The sequence below is a fragment of the Streptomyces sp. NPDC039480 genome, from assembly GCF_055597165.1.
Genome location: NZ_JBVITX010000013.1, coordinates 49,450 through 68,745, shown reverse-complemented (window position 1 = coordinate 68,745; position 19,296 = coordinate 49,450). Strand labels below are relative to the sequence as shown.

Annotated in this window: 20 protein-coding genes; 12 read left to right on the top strand and 8 right to left on the bottom strand. The window is 73.2% G+C overall.

Annotated features, from left to right (window positions below):
* The first annotated feature begins 2 nt into the window (after positions 1-2).
* From ACZ56E_RS33440 to ACZ56E_RS33420, 5 genes are all read left to right on the top strand, one after another.
* Entirely contained in the window at positions 3-1,769 is a 1,767-nt protein-coding gene (locus tag ACZ56E_RS33440; protein ID WP_471219984.1) for a CocE/NonD family hydrolase, read from the top strand.
* Positions 1,770-1,922: 153 nt separating this feature from the next.
* A complete protein-coding gene (locus ACZ56E_RS33435; protein ID WP_468603318.1) occupies positions 1,923-2,168 on the top strand; it encodes a LapA family protein in 246 nt (81 codons plus the stop codon).
* A gap of 62 nt (positions 2,169-2,230) precedes the next feature.
* A complete protein-coding gene (locus ACZ56E_RS33430) occupies positions 2,231-2,827 on the top strand; it encodes a GNAT family N-acetyltransferase (protein WP_471219981.1) in 597 nt (198 codons plus the stop codon).
* 90 nt (positions 2,828-2,917) lie between these two features.
* Entirely contained in the window at positions 2,918-3,814 is an 897-nt protein-coding gene (locus tag ACZ56E_RS33425) for an arginase family protein (protein ID WP_471219979.1), read from the top strand.
* Between the two features lie 84 nt (positions 3,815-3,898).
* On the top strand, positions 3,899-5,878 hold the full coding sequence (locus tag ACZ56E_RS33420; protein WP_471219976.1) for a DUF5107 domain-containing protein: 1,980 nt from the start codon (positions 3,899-3,901) through the stop codon (positions 5,876-5,878).
* 25 nt (positions 5,879-5,903) lie between these two features.
* Here ACZ56E_RS33420 and ACZ56E_RS33415 read toward each other — a convergent pair whose 3' ends face one another.
* From ACZ56E_RS33415 to ACZ56E_RS33400, 4 genes are all read right to left on the bottom strand, one after another.
* The gene (locus tag ACZ56E_RS33415; RefSeq protein WP_471219973.1) at positions 5,904-7,190 is read right to left on the bottom strand and encodes an amidohydrolase; all 1,287 of its coding nucleotides are present in this window, start codon (positions 7,188-7,190) and stop codon (positions 5,904-5,906) included.
* 193 nt (positions 7,191-7,383) lie between these two features.
* The gene (locus tag ACZ56E_RS33410) at positions 7,384-8,121 is read right to left on the bottom strand and encodes a GntR family transcriptional regulator (protein ID WP_471219971.1); all 738 of its coding nucleotides are present in this window, start codon (positions 8,119-8,121) and stop codon (positions 7,384-7,386) included.
* An 83-nt stretch (positions 8,122-8,204) separates the two neighbouring features.
* Positions 8,205-8,561, bottom strand: a complete 357-nt coding sequence (locus tag ACZ56E_RS33405) for a VOC family protein (protein ID WP_471219969.1) — start codon at positions 8,559-8,561, stop codon at positions 8,205-8,207.
* Positions 8,562-8,707: 146 nt separating this feature from the next.
* Positions 8,708-8,785, bottom strand: coding sequence for a 50S ribosomal protein bL37 (locus ACZ56E_RS33400; protein ID WP_370443954.1), 78 nt, complete (start codon positions 8,783-8,785; stop codon positions 8,708-8,710).
* A 160-nt stretch (positions 8,786-8,945) separates the two neighbouring features.
* On the opposite strand from ACZ56E_RS33400, the gene ACZ56E_RS33395 reads away from it, so the two are divergent.
* Complete coding sequence (locus ACZ56E_RS33395; RefSeq protein WP_471219967.1) at positions 8,946-9,431, top strand: phage holin family protein; 486 nt, start codon at positions 8,946-8,948, stop codon at positions 9,429-9,431.
* A 129-nt stretch (positions 9,432-9,560) separates the two neighbouring features.
* On the opposite strand, the gene ACZ56E_RS33390 is transcribed toward ACZ56E_RS33395, so the two are convergent.
* From ACZ56E_RS33390 to ACZ56E_RS33380, 3 genes are all read right to left on the bottom strand, one after another.
* Positions 9,561-10,103 (bottom strand): nucleoside/nucleotide kinase family protein, encoded by a 543-nt coding sequence (locus tag ACZ56E_RS33390; RefSeq protein ID WP_471219965.1) that lies wholly within the window; start codon positions 10,101-10,103, stop codon positions 9,561-9,563.
* Positions 10,104-10,189: 86 nt separating this feature from the next.
* On the bottom strand, positions 10,190-11,287 hold the full coding sequence (locus ACZ56E_RS33385) for an enolase C-terminal domain-like protein (protein WP_471219963.1): 1,098 nt from the start codon (positions 11,285-11,287) through the stop codon (positions 10,190-10,192).
* A gap of 82 nt (positions 11,288-11,369) precedes the next feature.
* Complete coding sequence (locus ACZ56E_RS33380; RefSeq protein WP_471219961.1) at positions 11,370-12,362, bottom strand: TIGR03557 family F420-dependent LLM class oxidoreductase; 993 nt, start codon at positions 12,360-12,362, stop codon at positions 11,370-11,372.
* A 219-nt stretch (positions 12,363-12,581) separates the two neighbouring features.
* Between ACZ56E_RS33380 and ACZ56E_RS33375 the strand changes: the two genes are divergently transcribed.
* Entirely contained in the window at positions 12,582-13,973 is a 1,392-nt protein-coding gene (locus ACZ56E_RS33375) for an NAD(P)/FAD-dependent oxidoreductase (RefSeq protein WP_471219959.1), read from the top strand.
* On the top strand, positions 13,948-15,801 hold the full coding sequence (locus ACZ56E_RS33370; protein ID WP_471219957.1) for a transketolase: 1,854 nt from the start codon (positions 13,948-13,950) through the stop codon (positions 15,799-15,801). Before ACZ56E_RS33375 ends, ACZ56E_RS33370 begins: the two co-directional genes overlap by 26 nt.
* A 36-nt stretch (positions 15,802-15,837) precedes the next feature.
* Here the strand turns inward: ACZ56E_RS33370 and ACZ56E_RS33365 are convergent, their stop codons facing one another.
* On the bottom strand, positions 15,838-16,392 hold the full coding sequence (locus tag ACZ56E_RS33365; RefSeq protein WP_471219953.1) for a hypothetical protein: 555 nt from the start codon (positions 16,390-16,392) through the stop codon (positions 15,838-15,840).
* Between the two features lie 222 nt (positions 16,393-16,614).
* On the opposite strand from ACZ56E_RS33365, the gene ligD reads away from it, so the two are divergent.
* The 4 genes from ligD to ACZ56E_RS33345 all read left to right on the top strand — a co-directional run bounded on the left by ligD (position 16,615) and on the right by ACZ56E_RS33345 (position 19,287).
* Positions 16,615-17,586 carry a non-homologous end-joining DNA ligase gene (gene ligD / locus ACZ56E_RS33360; protein ID WP_468603344.1) on the top strand — a complete coding sequence of 324 codons (972 nt, stop codon included), beginning with the start codon at positions 16,615-16,617 and terminating at the stop codon, positions 17,584-17,586.
* 78 nt (positions 17,587-17,664) lie between these two features.
* Complete coding sequence (locus ACZ56E_RS33355; protein ID WP_471219950.1) at positions 17,665-18,045, top strand: gas vesicle protein GvpO; 381 nt, start codon at positions 17,665-17,667, stop codon at positions 18,043-18,045.
* Between the two features lie 76 nt (positions 18,046-18,121).
* On the top strand, positions 18,122-18,550 hold the full coding sequence (locus ACZ56E_RS33350) for a gas vesicle structural protein GvpA (RefSeq protein WP_398299654.1): 429 nt from the start codon (positions 18,122-18,124) through the stop codon (positions 18,548-18,550).
* Positions 18,547-19,287, top strand: coding sequence for a GvpL/GvpF family gas vesicle protein (locus ACZ56E_RS33345; RefSeq protein ID WP_471219947.1), 741 nt, complete (start codon positions 18,547-18,549; stop codon positions 19,285-19,287). Before ACZ56E_RS33350 ends, ACZ56E_RS33345 begins: the two co-directional genes overlap by 4 nt.
* The last annotated feature ends 9 nt before the right edge of the window (positions 19,288-19,296 follow it).

The following is a 19,296-nucleotide window of genomic DNA, read 5'->3' as shown; positions in this document are numbered from 1 at the left end:
CCTTGTCCCGTCGCCGTGCCCTGACCCTCACCACCGCCGCGGCACTCGCCGCGCCGCTCGCGCTCACCGCCCCTGCCCCGGCGAACGCGGCGGGCCAGTACACCGTCACCGCGCTGAAGTTCACCGTCCAGGCGGGCGGCAGGAACTGCACGATCGACGCCGACCTGTACCGGCCCGCCGGCGTCGACGCCGCGCACCCCGCGCCGGCCGTGCTCACCACCAACGGCTTCGGCGGCAGCAAGTCCGACGGGACCGCCGCCACCGGGAAGGCCTTCGCCGAGCGCGGCTACGTCTCACTCGTCTACTCCGGACTCGGGTTCGGCAAGTCGGGGTGCCTGATCTCCCTGGACGACCCGGAGATCGACGGCAGGGCGGCGTCCGGGCTCATCGACTTCCTCGGCGGCAAGCGGGCCGCCGACGACGGGACAAGGGCCGACTACGTCACCGCCGACGGCGAGGGCGACCCGCGCGTCGGCATGATCGGCGGCTCGTACGGCGGTGCCGTCCAGCTGGCGACCGCCGCCGTGGACCACCGGGTCGACGCGCTCGTCCCGATGATCACCTGGAACGACCTCGCGTACTCCCTCGACCCGAACAACGCGGCCGACCGTCGCGTCCCCGGCGCCGCCAAATGGCAGTGGATGAACGGCTTCTACCTCATCGGCGAGGGCCAGCCGCTCCTCGTCCCCAACCTCGACCCCTCCCGCATCAACCGCCTCGACTGTCTGCACTTCGTCACCAAGGCGTGCGAGACGATCCGCACCCTCAACTCCGGCCGCTACCCGGCGGACAGGACCGAGGCGCTCCAGGAGTTCGCGCGAAGCGTCTCCCCGGTCTCCTACCTGCACAAGGTGAAGGCGCCGACGCTCCTCGTGCAGGGACAGGCCGACAGCCTCTTCAACCTCAACGAGGCCGAAGCGACGTACAAAGCACTCAAGGCCCAGGGCACCACGGCCAAGATGATCTGGCAGTCCTGGGGACACAGCGGCGGCACGACCGACCCCGATGCCGGGGAACTCAACCTCGAACAGGGCAACTTGGAGACGTCGTACGTCGGCAAACGCATCCTCGCCTGGTTCGACCGCTACCTCCACCTGAAGAAGGACACCGACACCGGCCCCGCCTTCGCCTACTACCGCGACTGGATCACCGAACCGGGCAACACCTACGCCACCGCCCCCGAAGTGCCCGCTCCCAGCGGCAGGTTCTACCTCTCCGGCGACGGCAAGCTCGTCGACAACAGGAAGAAGGTGGCCCGCGGCAGCCGCGAGTACCGCAACTGGCTGATCCCCACCAGCCATTCGGAGTCCTCGCTCGCCGGCATGCTCGGCCTGCCCGACCCGCGGCCGCACGACACCAGGGGCACCTACCTCGACTGGACGACCGAGCCCTTCACCGCCCCGGTGGACGTCGTCGGCGCGCCCAGGGCCACCCTGAAGGTGATCTCGCCGCGGACCGAGCGCGTGCAGCACTCCGGGGACGCCGCCGACAAGCTCGTCCTCTTCGCCAAGCTGTACGACGTCGCGCCCGACGGCAAGAAGACCCTCGTCCACCGCCTCGTCGCGCCCGTACGGGTGCCGGACGTCACCAAGCCGTTCACGGTCTCGCTGCCCGGCATCGTGCACCGCTACGAGAAGGGCCACCGGTTGCAGTTCGTGGTGGCGGCGAGCGACGGGGCGTACGGCGGCAACAAGGGCGTCAAGCCCGTCACCGTCACCAGCGCCCCCGGCGACACCGGCGTCCTCGACCTGCCGGTCGTCGGCCACTGAGCTCCGCGCCCTTCCGCCGCCGACGTCCGCCGACGTCACCCGTACGGCCCACCGCCCCGCCCCGGAGGCACCCCACCGCGCGCGCTCCGCTCCCCGGCTGCCCATGCTGGGGGCGGGGGAGGCCGGCGTACCTCCGACGGAAGGGTCCACACCATGAGCCCCACCACCTCCACGGGCGGCTCCAAGAGCGGCGGCCCGGGCGGCGGGCTGATGACACCCGGCAGGGTGACCGTCGCCGCGCTCGTCGTCCTGACCCTCGTCTTCATCTTCGAGAACACCCGCAGCACCAAGATTCGCCTGCTCATCCCGGAGGTGACCATGCCCCTGTGGATGGCCCTCCTCGGCACGGGCCTCATCGGTGCCCTCTGCGGCGCCTACTTCATGCGAAGGCGCAGGTGAGAGGGCGAGCGATGGTGCGGGGCCGGCGTGGCCGCAGGCGCCCCGCGACGTAGCGTGGACGCATGTCCGGTCACCCCACACCCCTCGCCGAAGGCCCTCACGTGGGCATTCGCCCCCTCACGTTGAACGACGGCCCCGAGTTCACCGCACGCGCCCGCGAGAGCCGGGAGCTGCACCGCCCCTGGCTCTTCCCGCCGTGCACGGACGACGCCTTCCGCGCGTACGCCGGGGCGCTCGTCGAGGATCCGGCCCGGGCCGGGTTCCTGGTGTACGAGCGCGACAGCGGTGCCGTCGGCGGGTTCATCAACATCAACAACATCGTCCGTGGCGCCTTCCGCAGCGGCGCCCTCGGCTACGGCGCCTTCGCGCACGCGGCCGGGCGCGGCCTGATGAGCGAGGGGCTCGGCCTCGTCCTGACGTACGCCTTCGGGGACTTCGGGCTGCACCGCCTGGAGGCCAACATCCAGCCCGGGAACGAGGCTTCGATCGGCCTTGTCCGCCGCGCGGGCTTCCGGTACGAGGGCTTCTCGCCGGATTTCCTCTTCATCGACGGCGCCTGGCGCGACCACGAACGCTGGGCGGTCACCGCCGGGACGGCCAGTGCCTCGGCGGTCTCCGGCCGCCCCCGGCGCCCGGGAGCGCCGACTCCGCCGGCGTGAACCACATTTGAGCCAGGCCGCGTTCGCCGAGAATTCCCGCGGTGGCGGCAGTGTTGAAAGCGTCGGGCCACGTCCCGGAGGATGGGCGGCATGCGGAACATCGTGGTCGTCGACGCCCCCTCCAACCTGGGCCTGCGCCCGCCCGCCCCCGGCACCGTGCCCGGCTGCCACAAACTGGCCGGCGCCCTGCGGGAGCGGGGCCTCCTGCGCCGCCTCGGGGCCTTCGAGGGCGGCGTCGTGGTCCCACCCCGCTACGACCGCGGGGACTGGCAGGAGGGCGACGGCGTCTTCCACGCGGACGCCATCGCCTCCTACACCCGCAGGCTCGCCGACCGCATCGAACACCACGTGCGCGGCGAGGACTTCGTCGTCGTCCTCGGCGGGGACTGCTCGATCCAGCTGGGCGCCGCGCTGGCGCTGCGCCGCATCGGGCGGTACGGCCTCGCGGCCCTGGACGGCTCCGCCGACTTCCGGCACCCCGGCAACTCCGACCGGATCGGCGCCGCGGGCGGCGAGGAGCTCGCCCTCGCGACGGGCCGCGGGCAGCGGGACCTCACCGACCTGGAGGGGCTGCGGCCCTACCTGCGCGACGAGGACGTGTGTCTCTTCGGGCTGCGGGACGGGGACGAGGACCGCGCCGAGTTCACCGCCCTGAAGATCGCCAACGCGACCGTCGGCGAGCTCAGGAAGTGGGGCGCGGAGAACGTCGCCCGCGCGGTCGCGCACACCCTGGAGGTGCCCGAACTCGACGGGTTCTGGGTGCACCTGGACGCGGACATCCTCGATCCGTCGGTGATGCCCGCCGTCGACAGCCCCGACCCCGGCGGCCTGTTCGCCGACGAACTCCTCGACCTGCTGCGGCCGTTCGTGCGCTCGCCGCGCTGCGTCGGCCTCAACGTCACCATCTACGACCCGGACCTCGACCCGGACGGCAAGGCGGGCGACCTGCTCACCGACGTGATCGTGTCGGCCCTCGTCCCGTCCTGAGCGGCCGCCGCCGCGCGGTCCGCGACGGCCTTCGCGCGATCCCGGCCGGGGAGACCCTGGCCGCCGCCCCGCCGACCGTGTTCCATGGTGATCGTGAAGACCACCGTGCGACGCGACGTACTGACCCTGCCCGCCGCCGGGACGGGGCCCGAGAACCCGCTGCCGCCCCTGCTGCCGCTGCGGACCCCGCACCCCCTCGACGAGCGCGCCAAGGAAGGGCTGCCGCGCGACATGGCGTGGCAACTCGGTTACGAGCCGCTGAGGTCACCGCTGCCCACGCGGATCCTCGACGGGTACGGCCGCGAGCGCACCGACACGGCCGTCGACGTGCTCGTCGTCGAGAACGACCGGCTGCGCGCCACCGTCCTGCCCGGGTACGGCGGCCGCGTCCACTCGCTCCTGCACAAGCCGACCGGGCGCGAACTGCTGTACCGCAACCCTGTGTTGCAGCCCGCCGCGTTCGCGCTCAACGGCGCGTGGGTCTCCGGCGGCATCGAGTGGAACATCGGCGCCACCGGCCACACCACCCTCTCCTGCGCCCCCGTGCACGCGGCCCGCGTGCGGGCACCCGACGGCGGCGAGATGCTGCGCCTGTGGGAGTGGGAGCGGCTGCGCGACCTGCCCTTCCAGGTCGACCTGTGGCTGCCCGAGGGGTCGGACTTCCTCCACGTCGGCGTCCGCGTCCGCAATCCGCACGAGAGGCCCGCGCCCGTCTACTGGTGGTCGAACATCGCGGTGCCCGAGGAGCGCAGGGTGCTCGCCCCCGCCGACGAGGCGTGGCACTTCACGTACCAGACGGGCGGCTTCCGGCGTGTGTCCGTGCCGGAGTCCGACGGGATCGACCGGACGTACCCGCTGCGCAGCGAGTACCCCGCCGACTACTTCTACGACATCCCGGACGGCGAGCGACGGTGGATCGCCGCGCTCGACGACACCGGGCACGGACTCGTCCAGACCTCCACGGACCTGCCGCGCGGCCGCAAACTCTTCCTCTGGGGCACGGGCACCGGAGGGCGGCGCTGGCAGGAGTGGCTCACCGAACCCGGCACCGGCGGCTACGCGGAGATCCAGTCGGGCCTCGCCCGCACCCAGCTCGAACACGTCCGCCTGGAAGCGGAGGCCGAGTTCAGCTGGCTGGAGGCGTACGGGCCGCTGACCGCGTCCGCGGACCGTGTGCACGGCGACTGGGCGGGAGCGCGGGACGAGGTCGCCGCGCGGCTCGACGACGCGCTGCCGAGGGAGGCCGTGGACGCGGCCCACGCAGCGTGGCTGACCGCCGCCGACACCGAGCCCGGTGACGTGCTCGCCGTGGGCTCGGGCTGGGGCGCGCTCGAAGTCCTGCGCGGCGGCTACAAGTTGCCCGGCACGCCCTTCCCCGAGTCGACGCTAGGCCCCGAGCAGGAGCCGTGGCTCGAGCTGCTGCGCTCGGGCGCCGTCCCCGAGCCGCGCAAGGTCGCGCCGCCCGGACCCACACTGGTCTCGCGGCACTGGCGGGACAGGCTGGAGACCGCGCCCGCACGGCCGGTCGCCGAGTACCACCTGGGCGTCGCCCAGTGGCACGAGGGCGACCGCGCCCAGGCCGTGCGCAGCTGGGAACGAGGCCTCGAACTGGCGCCCTCGCGCTGGCCGTTGCTCCGCTGCCTCGCCGTCTCCGACCACGCCGAGGGCAACACCGAGCGGGCCGCCGACCGGTATGCGGCGGCCTTCGACGACCTCTGCCAGGAGCGGCGCGACGACGGGCCCGCCTGGACCGCGGCCACCGCCGCGCTCGGCAGGGAGGCGATCACCGCGCTGCTCGCCGCGCACCGCACGGAAGCGGCCCGCGCGGTCTGGGACCGCCTGCACGAGACGACCCGCGCCGAGGGCCGCTTCCGCCTCCTGGAGGCACAACTCCGCCATGCCGAGGGCGACATGGCGGGTGTGCGTGCCGTCTTCGAGTCCGGCTTCGAGGCGGCGGACCTCAGGGAGGGCGCGGAGATGGTGGGTGACCTGTGGAAGGCGGCTACGGGGGAGGAGGTTCCGGCGCGGTACGACTTCCGGATGCGCCCGGATCAGCCTTCGTAGGCTGCACTTCCTGGGCCACCATGGGTCACACCAGTTCGCCGTCGCGGGCCACGACCCGGCCGCCGTGCACCACCATGTCCCGCTGCGGCATGTCGACGACCGCCTGGGGCACGCCCTCGCCGCGTACGAGGATGAAGTCGGCCGGGGCGCCCGGGGTGAAGTCCGCGTGGCGCAGGCCCATGACGTCCGCGCCGCCGTGGGCGCCCACGCGGTAGCAGTCCGTCAGCTCCTCGTCGAGGCGGACGTCGGTGACCCAGCCGAGGATGTGCGTGCGGTGGAGCATGTCGGCGTTCCCGAAGGGGCTCCACGCGTCGCGCACGCCGTCGGAGCCGAGGCCGACGCGCACGCCGTGCTCCCGCAGCTTCGCTATCGGCAGGACCAGCGACTCGTTCGGCGCCACGGTCGTCAGGGAGATTTCCAGCTCGCCCAAGTCGGCTGCCATGCGGCCGAGTTCGGTGTCCGGCAGGTTCGGCAGGCAGAACACATGGCTGACCGTGACCTTGCCGCGCAGGGACAGCGCGCGGGTGCGCTCGATGATGGCGCGCAGCACCTTCGTGCCCTTCTCGTCCCGGTCGTGCAGGTGGATGTCCACCCCCACCCCGTGCCGGTCCGCGAGGCCGAAGACCACGTCGAGCTGCTCGTCCATCGCGTCGTCGAAGCTGATCGGGTCGATGCCGCCGATGAAGTCGACGAGACCGGAGCGGGCCGCCTCCGCGAGGAGCTCCGCCGTGCCGGGCGCGCGGACCACGCCGTGCTGCGGGAACGCCACGATCTGCACGTCGAGCGCGTGCCGCAGCCGGTCCCGCGCGTGCGCGACGCCTTCGAGCCCCGCCAGATCATAGGCCGGTGCCACGTCCGCGTGGGCCCGCATCGCGCGCGTGCCGCGGGTCACGGCGTGCGCCATCAGGCCGTACGCGCGCTCGCCGACCGGCCGGGACTGGCTCTTGAACAGCTCCACGTCCTGGGCCACGTAGTCGGCGATGCCGCTGGCAGGCCTGCGCGTGACCCAGGAGCCGCCCCACGTGGTCTTGTCGGGGTGGATGTGCGCGTCCACGAGGGACGGCAGGGCGATCCGGCCGCCGCCTTCGACGACCTTGGCGCCCTTGGGCGCGCGACGGTCCGAGATCCGGCCGTCGACCACCGTGAGGTCGACGGGGGTGCGCCGGCCGAGCGGGCGCACGTTGCGGAACACGGTGGTCCTGGCGGTTGCGGACGCAGCTGCGGAGGCGGTGGGGGCGCCGGTCGACAGCGCGGCGCCGGCACCGGCGAGAGCGGCGCCGGCGATCACGCCGCGGCGGGACAGGGGTGTCATGGGGGACTCCTTCGGGCGGGGGAGGAGGAGCGGGGCAGCGGAAGGGGGGCGTCCGCAGTTTGTATACCAAGCCCTGACCCGTCGCAAGGGTGCGTGGGGAGTACGGTGGCATAAGGCCCGATATGGGCGGGGTGGTGCACAGGAGAGCGCGGTGATTGGGGAAGTTGGTATACAGAAGGCGACGCGCCTTCGATCAGCCCTGTCGGTCCTCGAAGCCCCCGGCGCTCTCCGCGCCCTCTTCGAAGAGGGACCTCAGGGCCACCGCCTGGCTGTCCCGTACATGGAGCAGCGTGCTCGCCGCCGCCGTGTCCTCGTCGCCCGCCGCGATGTGCCGGTGGATGAGCCGGTGCTGGGCCCGCATGTGGTCGGGCTCGGCGCGCATGCCGAAGAGGAGCTGGAGCTGCCAGCTCAGCTGCTCCATCGTGCGGGCGAGCAGCGGGTTGCCGGAGAGGGCGACGATCCCCTCGTGGAACGCGGTGTGGGCGGCGACCTCACGCGCCCCGTCGTCCGCGTCGGACGCCCGCTCGGCGTGGCCGAGGGTGGCCCGGAGCGCGGCGAGGCCCGGGGGTTCCTCCGGGGCGAGGTGCGCCACCCGGCGGGCCGCGAGCCGGGACGCCTGGACGGCGAGGGGCTCCCACACCTCGTACAGGTGCCGTACGTCGGCGCGCTCCAGGCGCCGCACCCGCACGCCGCTGTGCGGCAGGAGCTCCAGCAGGCCCTCGGCGACCAGCGCGCGCAGGGCCTCGCGGACGGGGACGCGCGACATGCGGAGCTCCTCGGCGACCTCCCGCTCCACCAGGCGGGCGCCGAGGGCGTAGCGGCGGTCGACGATGCGCTGCCGGACGGCCTCGCGGGCCTGGGCGCTCAGCGACGTCCGTTCGGCGCCGCCCGCCGTGGTGTCCGCCGCGCCACTCGCCGTACTGCCCGCCACGCGCACCGTCCTCCGCTCGGTCCGGGCCCGCGGCCCCTGGGGACGTCCGCCCCGCCGTGGAGGATAGCCGGGCGGACGGCGGGTCAGCCTCCGGTGACGCGGCGGTCCGCGTACTCGAAGACGGAGCCGTCGGGGTGCATCGCGATGAGGTTGCGGCCGGCCGGGGTGGGGACCGGGCCCGCGACGACCCGCGCCCCGGAGGCGTTCAGGACCGCGTACGCCTCGTCGACGTCCTCGACCGCGATGGTCGCCGCGACCTTGCGGAGCACCTCCAACTCGTGCTCCGGGCCGCTCATCAACAGGAAGCAGCCGACCGCCGCGACGGAGACGCCGCCGCGTTCGAAGCGCAGGGCCTTGCCGCCCGCGAGCCTTTCGTAGAACGCGACCGAGGACTCCAGGTCCTCGACGCAGATCCGCAGCGTGGTTCCCAGGATCTCCATGGTCGGAACGATTTCATGATTGCCCGTTCGGCCGCCACCGCCTCGGGCGAGAAGAGCGCCCAACTCCCTTCCGCCGCACGCACGCCCGCACGCACGTCGGAGGGCGGCACCGTGCGGTGCCGCCCTCCGTTCGCCGTGCGCCGTCCTCAGGACTGGGGACGGCTGCCGTGGTTCGCGCCGTTCTTGCGGCGGGCCTTCTTCTTGCGGCGTCGCTTCGAGGACATGGATACCTCCGTGGTTCCGATGGTGCTTCCCGGGTGCGAATCCGGACGATCACGCCCCGCCTACCCTAGGGGACAACCGGCCATGGTGTGTCCCGCGTCACGTGCGGGTCCGGGCCGGGCTCCGGTGTCTCGTGGGCGCGGGAGCGGGTACCCGGCCGCCATGACTGGCCCCGAGAAACCACTGACCAGCCCGGAGAAACCACTGACCGGCCTCGACAAGGGCCTGACCGACGAACTGGTCCGGACGATCCGCGCCGAGCTGCGGGAAGAGCTGCGCGAGCAGACCAGGAAGCAGCGGCGCAAGGCCACGCTGTACGCCGCGTCCGGCGCCGCCGCCCTGTACGCGGGCGCCGCGGCGGCCCTGGCCATCGGCCTCGTCATCGACCTCGGTCTGCCCGACTGGGCGGCGGCGCTCATCGTGGCGGGACTCCTCGGCGCGGCGGCGGTCCTGCTGCGCAACGCGGCGCGGCCGCGGCCCGGCAAGGACGCGCGGGAGGCCGGGGGCGCCGGGGCGCTGCCCGAGCCGGGCGGCAGCGGACTCGCCGCCCCCGGGGTCCCGCCCGGCGGCCTAGGCGTCCCCGACGCCCCGCCGATGCCCCCCACCGCCCCGCCGGTCCCGGAGACCCCGCCCCGCCGGACCACCTGAACCCGAACGAGTTCCGGTGCCGCGGGCGGAGTCACCGATACGACGTAGAGGTAAATGTGGACGTGCGGCCCCCGCCGCTGGGTCAGCCCGCGGGGACCCCGCCACCGCGTCAGCCCCGCCCCCGCCCCGTCAACGCCCCGCCCACCCCGTGACCCCCACCACCTCCGCCGCGATGTCCCCCACCTCGCGGCCGTCCGTGGTGACGCGGTGCGTGCCGGGGGCGGCGTGCTCGTCCAGGTGGCGGGCCATGAACCTGCTTCTCCGCAGCTGCTGTTCGAGTTCCGAGCCGCGCTCGCGGTCGGTGAGGCGCTGCTCGGCCGTGGTGTCCGTCGCGGTCAGCAGGACGCGGACGAGACGCGGGCCGTCCAGCGCCCGGGTGAAGAGGTGTTCCTCGGCGGCCAGGACACTCGCCGTGTTCGTGTAGACGAGCCGGCCGCAGCCGAGCGCGCGGTAGTTGGCCCAGACCGCCGCGAGATTGCGGCCCGTGATCCCCGAGCGGTCCGGGTCGCCCGGCGGCGCCGGGTGCACCGCGTCCAGGAGGTCGCCCTCGATCAGGGCGTGGCCGATGTCCGCCGCCCGCAGCCGGGCCGCCACCTCCAGGCCGACCGACGACTTGCCGACGCCCGACCGCCCTCCGATGAGCAGCACTTCCGCGCCCCTGCCCGCACTCATGGATCTCTCCGCATGGGCCGAGCCTCCCAGGGCGCCCCGGCCCGCCGCGACCGGGATTTCGGAGCGGGGCCGGGAGGGAGCGGCTCTCAGGCCACCCGGAACTCCTCCACGTCCTCCGTGCGCAGCTGCAAGCCGTGGCCGACGCCGGCGCCCGGGCGGACCACGCCCCCGGTCGGGTCGAGCGCGCCGTCGAAGAACATCGACTCGATCCGCACATGGTCGTGGAACCACTCGATGTGCCGCAGGTTCGGCACGCAGGCCGCGGCCGCCGCGTGGGCGTGCGGCGCGCAGTGGCCCGAGACCTCCAGGCCGTGCGCCTGGGCCAGGGCCGCCGCGCGCAGCCACTCCGTGATGCCGCCGCAGCGCGTCGCGTCCACCTGGAGGCAGTCCACGGAGGGGATCATGCGGGCGAAGTACGGCAGGTCGTAGCCGTAGCCGCCCGCCGTCACGTCGCACACCAGGGCGTCCCTGACCAGCGCGAGCCCCCGCAGGTCGTCCGAGGAGACCGGCTCCTCGAACCAGCCGACGCCGTGCTCGGCGAGCACCCGGCCCACCCGTACCGCCTGTTTGCGCGTGTAGCCGCCGTTCGCGTCGACGTACAGCTCGGCCTGCGGGCCGATGACGTCGCGCGCGGTGCGGACGCGGGACACGTCACGCGCGGCCGACCGGCCCCAGGCCTCGCCGACCTTGATCTTGACGCGCGGGATGTGCTGGCCGTGCACCCAGCCGTTCAGTTGCGCCGCCAGGTGGGTGTCGTGGTACGTCGTGAAGCCGCCGCTCCCGTAGACGGGCACCTCGGCGCGGGCCGCCCCGAGGAGGCGTACGAGAGGCAGCTCCAGGAGGCGGGCCTTCAGGTCCCACAGGGCGATGTCGATCGCCGAGATCGCGCACCCGGCGGCGCCGGGGCGGCCGGTGTTGCGGACGGCCTGGGTCATCGCGTCGTGCGCGGCGGGGATGTCGAGGGCGTCGAGTCCCTTGATGACGGGGGTGAGCTGCTCGTCCACCAGGGCGGCCACGGTCGCGGGGGCGTAGGTCCAGCCGGTCCCCGTCGCGTCGCCCGCCGTGACCTCGGCGACGACGATGGTCGTGGTGTCCCAGGCGAAGGTGCCGTCGGCCTCCGGGGCGTCGGCGGGCACGGTGTAGGCGGAGACGACGGGTCGTTCGAGGGGAACTTCGTGGTTCATCGGGTCTGTCCTGGGTCGTGACGCATGGGGGGTGGGCAGCGGGTGCTTTCGCCGGCATCCGGGGGGTGCCGGGCCGTGCGGGTCATCGCGGCGCACCGTCCCCCGGTGTGGCGGGCGGGGCGCTCTGGAGCTGCGGCAGGACCTTCGTGCGGTAGAAGTCGAAGAAGCCCCGCTGGTCCGGGCCGATCTGGCTCACGTACACCCGGTCGAAGCCCGCGTCGGCGAAGGCGCCGAGCGCGCCGACGTGTTCCTCCACGTCGTCGCCGCACGTGAAGGAGGAGGCGGCCATCTCGTCGGTGACCAGCGGGTCGAGCTGCTCGAAGTGGCGTGGCGTCGGCAGGAGTTGGGCCATTTCGCCGGGAAGTAACTGACTGCCCCACAGTTCGCGCGCCTGACGCACCGCGGCCTCGCGGTCGAGGCCGTAGCAGACCTTGATGCCGCCGCTGACCGGCTTGCCGCCGCCCCCGCCCTTGCGGTAGCGGGAGACCAGCGTCTCGTCGGGCGTCATCGTGATGAAGCCGTCGCCGATACGGGCGGCAAGCGCCGTCGCCTTGGGGCCGAAGCCCGACACGTCGATGGGCACCGGCTCGTCCGGCACCGTGTACAGGCGGGCCTTCTCAACGGTGTAGTGCGTGCCGTGGTGGTTGACCTCCTCGCCGGTGAAGAGGTTCCGCATCACCTGGACGGCCTCCTCCAGCATCTCCAGGCGGATGTGGGCGGGCGGCCAGGACCCGCCCAGGATGTGTTCGTTGAGCGCCTCGCCCGTGCCGACGCCGAGCCGGAAGCGGCCGCCCGTCATCACCGCGCTCGTCGCCGCGGCCTGCGCCACGACCGCCGGGTGCATGCGCACGGTCGGGCAGGTCACCGCGGTCTCCACGGGCAGCGACACCGCCTCCGTGAGCGCGCCGATCACCGACCACACGAACGGGCTCTGCCCCTGTGCCGCGTTCCACGGGTGGTAGTGGTCGGAGATCCACAGCGCCTGGAACCCGGCCTGCTCGGCCATCCGGGCCTGCTCGACCAGTTCGGCGGGACCGAACTCCTCGGTCGCCAGGAAGTATCCGTACTCGGGCATGGGGGGTTGCACCTCCGGTGGGCGGGCGGAGCTGGATGAATACGGCTGCGGGTAACCCCTGGGCGCGGGAGGCAAACGGCGCTCGCGCGGCGTCCCTGCGGTGTGGTACCGGCGTTCGCGGCGGGGGAGCACCACGACCCTGGCCGGGAGTTTGGCGTCCGCCGCGCAGGGGCACGCGGGGCGTCCGACCGCGCCGGACCCGACCCGCCGGAGGCGCACGTGAGCCGACCCCGCATCGTCATCGTCGGAGCCGGGTTCGCCGGTTACCGCACCGCCCGCACCCTGGCCCGGCTGACCCGGCACAAGGCCGACATCACCCTGCTCAACCCGACCGACTACTTCCTCTACCTGCCGCTGCTGCCGCACGTCGCCACGGGCGTCCTGGAGCCGCGGCGCGTCACCGTCTCCCTCACCGGCACACTGCCGCGCGTGCGCCTGGCGCTCGGCGAGGCCGACGGCGTCGACCTGGAGCGGCACAGGGTGACGTACACCGACCCCGAGGGGCAACGCGGTGAGCTGCCGTACGACCGGCTCGTCCTCAGCGTGGGCAGCGTGAACAAGCTGCTCCCCGTGCCCGGCGTCGCCGAGCACGCGCACGGCTTCCGCGGCATGCCGGAGGCGCTGTACCTGCGCGACCACATCACCCGCCAGCTGGAGCTCGCCGCGACCGCGCCGGACGCGGCGACCTGCCGGGCCCGCTGCACCTTCGTGGTCGTCGGCGCCGGCTACACCGGCGTCGAACTCGCCGCGCACGGCCGCCTGTTCACGGACGCCCTCGTACGCAAGCGGCCGCTGCGGCAGGGCATCCGGCCCCGCTGGCTGCTGCTCGACATCGCGGACCGCGTCCTGCCCGAACTCGACCACCGGCTGTCGTCCACCGCCGACCGCGTGCTGAGGCGGCGCGGCGTGGACGTGCGCACCAGGACCTCCGTCAAAGAGGCCACATCGGACGGAGTACTTCTGGACGACGGGGACTCCGTCGACACACGCACCCTCGTCTGGTGCGTCGGCGTACGCCCCGATCCGCTCGTCGCGGGACTCGGCCGGCCGCTGGAGCGGGGGCGACTGCGCGTCGACACGTTCCTTCAGGTGCCGGGACACCCCGAGGTGTTCGCCTGCGGGGACGCCGCGGCCGTGCCCGATCCGACCAGGCCCGGCGAGTTCACCCCGATGACCGCCCAGCACGCCTGGCGCCAGGGCGCGACGGCGGGACGCAACGTCGCCGCGTCGCTCGGCCACGGCACCCGGAGCACCTACCGCCACCGCGACCTCGGTTTCACCGTGGACCTCGGCGGCGCCCAGGCCGCCGCCAACCCGCTCGGCGTACCGCTGTCCGGGCCGCTCGCCGGCGCCGTCACCCGCGGCTACCACCTGGCGGCGATGCCCGGCAACCGCGTGCGGGTCGCCGCGGACTGGCTCCTCGACTCCCTGCTGCCGCGCCAGGCCGTGCAGTTGGGGCTCGTCCGCTCCTGGTCCGTACCGCTGGAGTCCACCTCGCCGGAGGTGGCCCGCGTGCCGCACCAGCGGGCGAAGGGGAGCGCGCAGCCCGAGCACGACCCGACCCCGATGCCGAAGGAGGACCCCGATGCCGACCAGCACCGCACAACTTGACGCACTCGCCCGGCAGTTGCGCGTCGACTCCGTCCGGGCCGCGGCCGCCGCCGGCTCCGGACACCCCACCTCGTCGATGTCCGCCGCCGACCTGATGGCGGTGCTCGTCGGCCGCCATCTCCACTACGACTTCGACCGCCCCGACCATCCCGGCAACGACCGCTTCATCCTCTCCAAGGGCCACGCGTCACCGCTCCTCTACGCCGCGTACAAGGCGGCAGGCGCGCTCACCGACGACGAACTGCTCACCTTCCGCGAGCACGGCAGCCGCCTCGAAGGCCACCCCACGCCGCGCGCCCTGCCCTGGGTCGAGGTCGCCACCGGCTCGCTCGGGCAGGGGCTGCCCGTCGGCGTCGGCATGGCCCTGTCCGGCAAGCGGCTCGACAGGATCCCGTTCCGCGTCTGGGTGCTGTGCGGCGACAGCGAACTGGCGGAGGGATCCGTGTGGGAGGCCGCCGAGCACGCCGGATACGAGCACCTCGACAACCTCACCGCGATCGTCGACGTCAACCGCCTCGGCCAGCGCGGCCCGACCCGCCACGAATGGCAACTGAGCGCCTACGCCGACCGGTTCAAGGCCTTCGGCTGGCACGTCGTCGAGACCGACGGGCACGACGTCGACGCCGTCGACCGCGCCTGCCAGGAAGCGCGCTCCACCGCGGGACAGCCCACCGTGATCCTCGCCCGCACCGTCAAGGGCAAGGGCGTCGCCGCCGTGGAGAACCGCGAGGGCCTGCACGGCAAACCGCTGCCGGACGCCGAAGCGGCCGTCGAGGAGCTGGGCGGCGTACGCGACGTACACGTGGAGGTGCGCAGGCCGGGCGCCGCACGGACCCTGCACGCCGTGCGCAGCGGCCACCTCGAACTGCCGCGCCACGCACCGGGCGACGCCGTCGCGACCCGCACCGCGTACGGCCAGGCACTCACCGCGCTCGGCACCGCACGCGGCGACGTGGTGGCCCTGGACGGCGAGGTCGGCGACTCGACACGGGCGGAGTACTTCGCCAAGGAGCACCCCGACCGGTTCTTCGAGTGCTACATCGCCGAACAGCAACTCGTCGCCGCAGCCGTCGGATTGGCGGCGCGCGGCTGGGTGCCGTACGCCTCGACGTTCGCGGCGTTCCTCACCCGCGCCCACGATTTCGTCCGGATGGCGGCGGTCAGCGGCGCCGACATCAACCTCGTCGGCTCGCACGCGGGCGTCGCCATCGGCCAGGACGGCCCGTCCCAGATGGGCCTGGAGGACCTGGCGCTCTTCCGCGCGGTGCACGGCTCCACCGTCCTGTACCCGTGCGACGCCCACCAGACAGGGCAGCTCGTCGCCGAGATGGCAGGACTCGACGGAATCCGCTACCTGCGTACGTCACGCGGGGACGCACCCGTCATCTACGGCCCCGACGAGAAGTTCCCGGTCGGCGGCTCCAAGGTGCTGCGCTCCAGTGACGCGGACCGGCTGACCGTGGTGGCGGCGGGGGTGACCGTCCACGAGGCGCTGACCGCGGCGGACGCACTCGACCGCGAGGGCATCCCCGTGCGCGTCGTCGATCTGTACTCCGTCAAGCCCGTCGACCGCCGCACCCTGCGCGAGGCGGCGGAACGCACCGGCTGCCTCATGACCGTCGAGGACCACCGGGAGCAGGGCGGCCTCGGTGACGCGGTCCTCGACGCGTTCACCGACGGCAGGCCGGTGCCGCGCCTGGTGCGGCTCGCCGTGCGGACGATGCCGGGCTCGGCGTCACCGGCGGAGCAGCTGCGCGCCGCGGGCATCGACGCGGAGTCGATCGCGGCGGCGGCGCGGCTCCTGGTGGAGCAGGGCGTGGTCCGCTGAGCAGGAGTGGGAGTAGGAGTAGGAGTACCAGCGCGGTCAGCGGTGCCGGGGCGTCCTGAACCAGGCGTTCGCGGACGGGTGGAACATCAGCGCTGTCGCCGTGAGCGCGGCGGCCAGGTGCAGCACGACCCCCGTGCCGGCCGGCCAACGGTCGGGCCAGGCCGCCAGGGTCGGCGCGGCCAGCGCCCCGAACGCCGCCAGGGCGCCGGTCAACGCCCAGCGCGGCCAGTGGGCGCCGCGGCGCAGCCGCACCGCGACCAGGACGACCGCGGAGAACAACGCCATACGGAGCAGGAGCCCACCGGCGGACGCGTCGAGGCCGCTGCCGAGGTCACGGCCGCTGCCGCTGCCCCCGGACGCCTCCCTGACGACCGCGAGCGCCCTCTCGAAGACGCCCGCGGCCGCCGCGGTGAGCCAGAGCGCGAAGGCCGCCCTGACGGTGGCGGGCGCGGGCGGCTCGTCGGTGCCGGGCAGCATGCGGGCGAGGAGTCCGGGTTCGGGGGAGCGGGGCCTGGGGCGGGGGACGCGGGGCAGGGCGGGGCGGGAGGCGTTCGTCACCTCGGTGTTGTGCGTCAGGGAGCTGTGCTGCATGGCGGGCCTCACAAGAGCGGGACGGCTGGTCGATACCCCGATCCTTCCGGCCGCGAGGCCGTCCGGCACGCCCGCCGGCCCCCGGCTTCCGGGTGGTGTCAGCCACCCTGCCGACCAGGGTGAACACCACCGTGTCGGTGCGTCCTGGGGCGACTACCGGACTTGACGCTGGGTACTCGCCGGGGCACGTCGCACTTGGCGAACCGAGCCGAAGGGACCTCCATGAACGACGTACGGACGGTGCGGGCCGGCCGCCGCACCGTAGAGCTGCACCGACCGCAGAAAGTCCTCTTCCCCGGCCTCGACGGCAAGAGCAAGGGCAAGGGGAAGGGCGGCGGGGGCACCGAGGGGGACCACGGCGGCACGGGCCACACGAAGGCAGACCTCTTCGACTACTACCGGGCCGTCGCCCCCTTCATGCTGCCCCACCTGCGCGACCGGCCGCTGATGCTGGAGCGCCACCCGGACGGTGTCGACGGCCCGCAGTTCATGCAGAAGGACACCCCGGACCACTATCCGGACTGGATCACGCGCGCCGAGGTGGCCAAGGAGGGCGGCACGGTCACCCACACCGTGTGCGACGACACGGCGACCCTCCTCTTCCTGGCCGACCAGGCCTGCGTCACCCTGCACCGCTGGCTCTCCCGAACGGCCCGCATCGACCGCCCCGACCGGATCGTCTTCGACCTGGACCCCTCGACGGACGACTTCGGCGCGGTGCGCGACGCCGCCCGGCTCCTCGGCGAACTGCTCGACCACATGAGCCTGCCGTCCGCCCTGATGACGACGGGCTCGCGCGGACTGCACGTCGTCGTGCCGCTCAACGGCCACCACGACTTCGACGACGCGCGGGCCTTCGCGAAGGACGTCGCCGACACCCTCGCCGAAGCCCATCCCGAGCGGCTCACCACGGCCGCCCGCAAGAAGGACCGCGGCGACCGGCTCTACCTCGACGTGCAGCGCAACGGGTACGCGCAGACGGCGGTGGCGCCGTTCTCCGTACGGGCCAAGCCAGGGGCCCCGGTGGCCGTGCCCATCGCCTGGGAGCAGCTCGACGACCCCGCGGTGCACGCCCGGAGCTGGACCATCGACAACGCGGTGGAGCAGGCCCGCACCGACCCGTGGGCCGGCGTCCTGCGCTCCGGACGCGCGCTCGGCCCCGCCCGCCGCAAGCTCCGCGCACTGCGCGGCTGACCGCCCGGCGTCCTGGCCGGACACGTAGCGATCACGTTTGGCCAAGGCTCTTCGGGTAACCCGGTGAAGGAGGTGAACATGGCCAATACGTCACGTAAAACCACAGAAGACACAGACAACAAGACATCAGGTGAAAAGACGTCTGATGAGAAGGCGTCGCAGGCCACGGCCGCAGACGGTGAGAAGGCTTCGCTCCCCGGCCCCATGGCGGTCCTCCGCCACGCCAGGGAACAGCTCGCCGAGCTGACCGGGACGACGCCCGAATCGGTGTCGTCCTTCGAACGCGCCGAAGACGGCTGGCTGTTGGAGATCGAGGTCCTCGAACTCTCCCGTGTCCCCGACACGATGAGTCTCCTCGCCAGCTACCAGGTGCAGCTGGACCCGCAGGGCGAGCTGACGGGCTACCGACGGCTCCGCCGTTACGAGCGCGGACGCTCGGAACCCCGCGGCACCGGCTAGGCCGGAACACCGCAAGCCAGGACAGGAAACCAAGGCAGGACGAGAACACCCCCAGACCCAGGGAGGCACAGTCGGCATGACCGTAGTCCCGGCACAACAGTCCGGCGGCGGAGGCGGCACCAGTGGCCTGTACGACGTCGTGGAACTCATCCTCGACCGAGGACTCGTCATCGACGCCTTCGTACGCGTTTCGCTCGTCGGTATCGAGATCCTGAAGATCGATGTCCGTGTCGTCGTCGCGAGCGTCGACACGTATCTCCGGTTCGCCGAGGCGTGCAACCGCCTCGACCTGGAGACCGGAAAGAAGAAGGACCCCGGCCTGCCCGACCTCGTGGGCGAGATCACCGAGTCCGGCGCCAAGGGCAAGTCCAAGGGAGCGCTCTCCGGAGCGGCCGAGACCATATCGGATGCCTTCAAGCAGTCCCGTGAGGAAGGCCAGCGCCAGACCGAGGACCGGCCGAAGCGCCGTTCCACCACGTCCCGCCGGAAGGAGGAGCAGGAGTGACCACCTACGTCTACGGCATAGCCAGCAGCTCCCACCCGGCGCTGCCCGAGGGCATGGAGGGCATCGGCCGGCCGGCCTGCCCCGTGCGCATCCTGAAGAGCGGTGAGCTCGCCGCCATCGTGAGCGACGCCCCCGAGGACCTCAAGCCCAAGCGGCGCGACCTCCTCGCGCACCAGAACGTCCTGTCGGAGGCCGGCGCCGCGGGCTCCGTGCTGCCGATGCGCTTCGGCAGTCTGGCCCCGGACGACGAGACGGTCACCTCCGTGCTCGGCGAACGGGCCGACCACTACCTGGAGCGGCTGCGCACCCTCGACGGCAAGGTCGAGTACAACGTGAAGGCCTCCCACCACGAACAGGCCGTCCTGCACCAGGTCCTCGCCGAGAACCCGGAGCTGCGCGCGATGGTCGAGGCCAACCAGCGCCAGGGCGGCGGCACCCACGAGCAGAAGCTGCAGCTCGGCGAGATGGTGACCTCGAACGTGCGGGCCCGTGAGCAGAGCGACGCCGTCGAGGTGCGGCGCGCGCTGGAACCGGCCGCTGAGGCGATCGCCGACGGCCCCGAGAGCAGCGGCTGGCTGGCGAACGTCTCGTTCCTGGTGAACCGCAAGTCCGCCGAGGGCTTCCTCTCGGCCGTCGAGGAGCTGCGGGCCACGCAGCCCCACCTGGACCTGCGCGTGCACGGTCCGCTGCCCCCGTACAGCTTCGTCGACCCGGGGCCCGCCAAGCCCGCGGAGTGAGAGTGACGG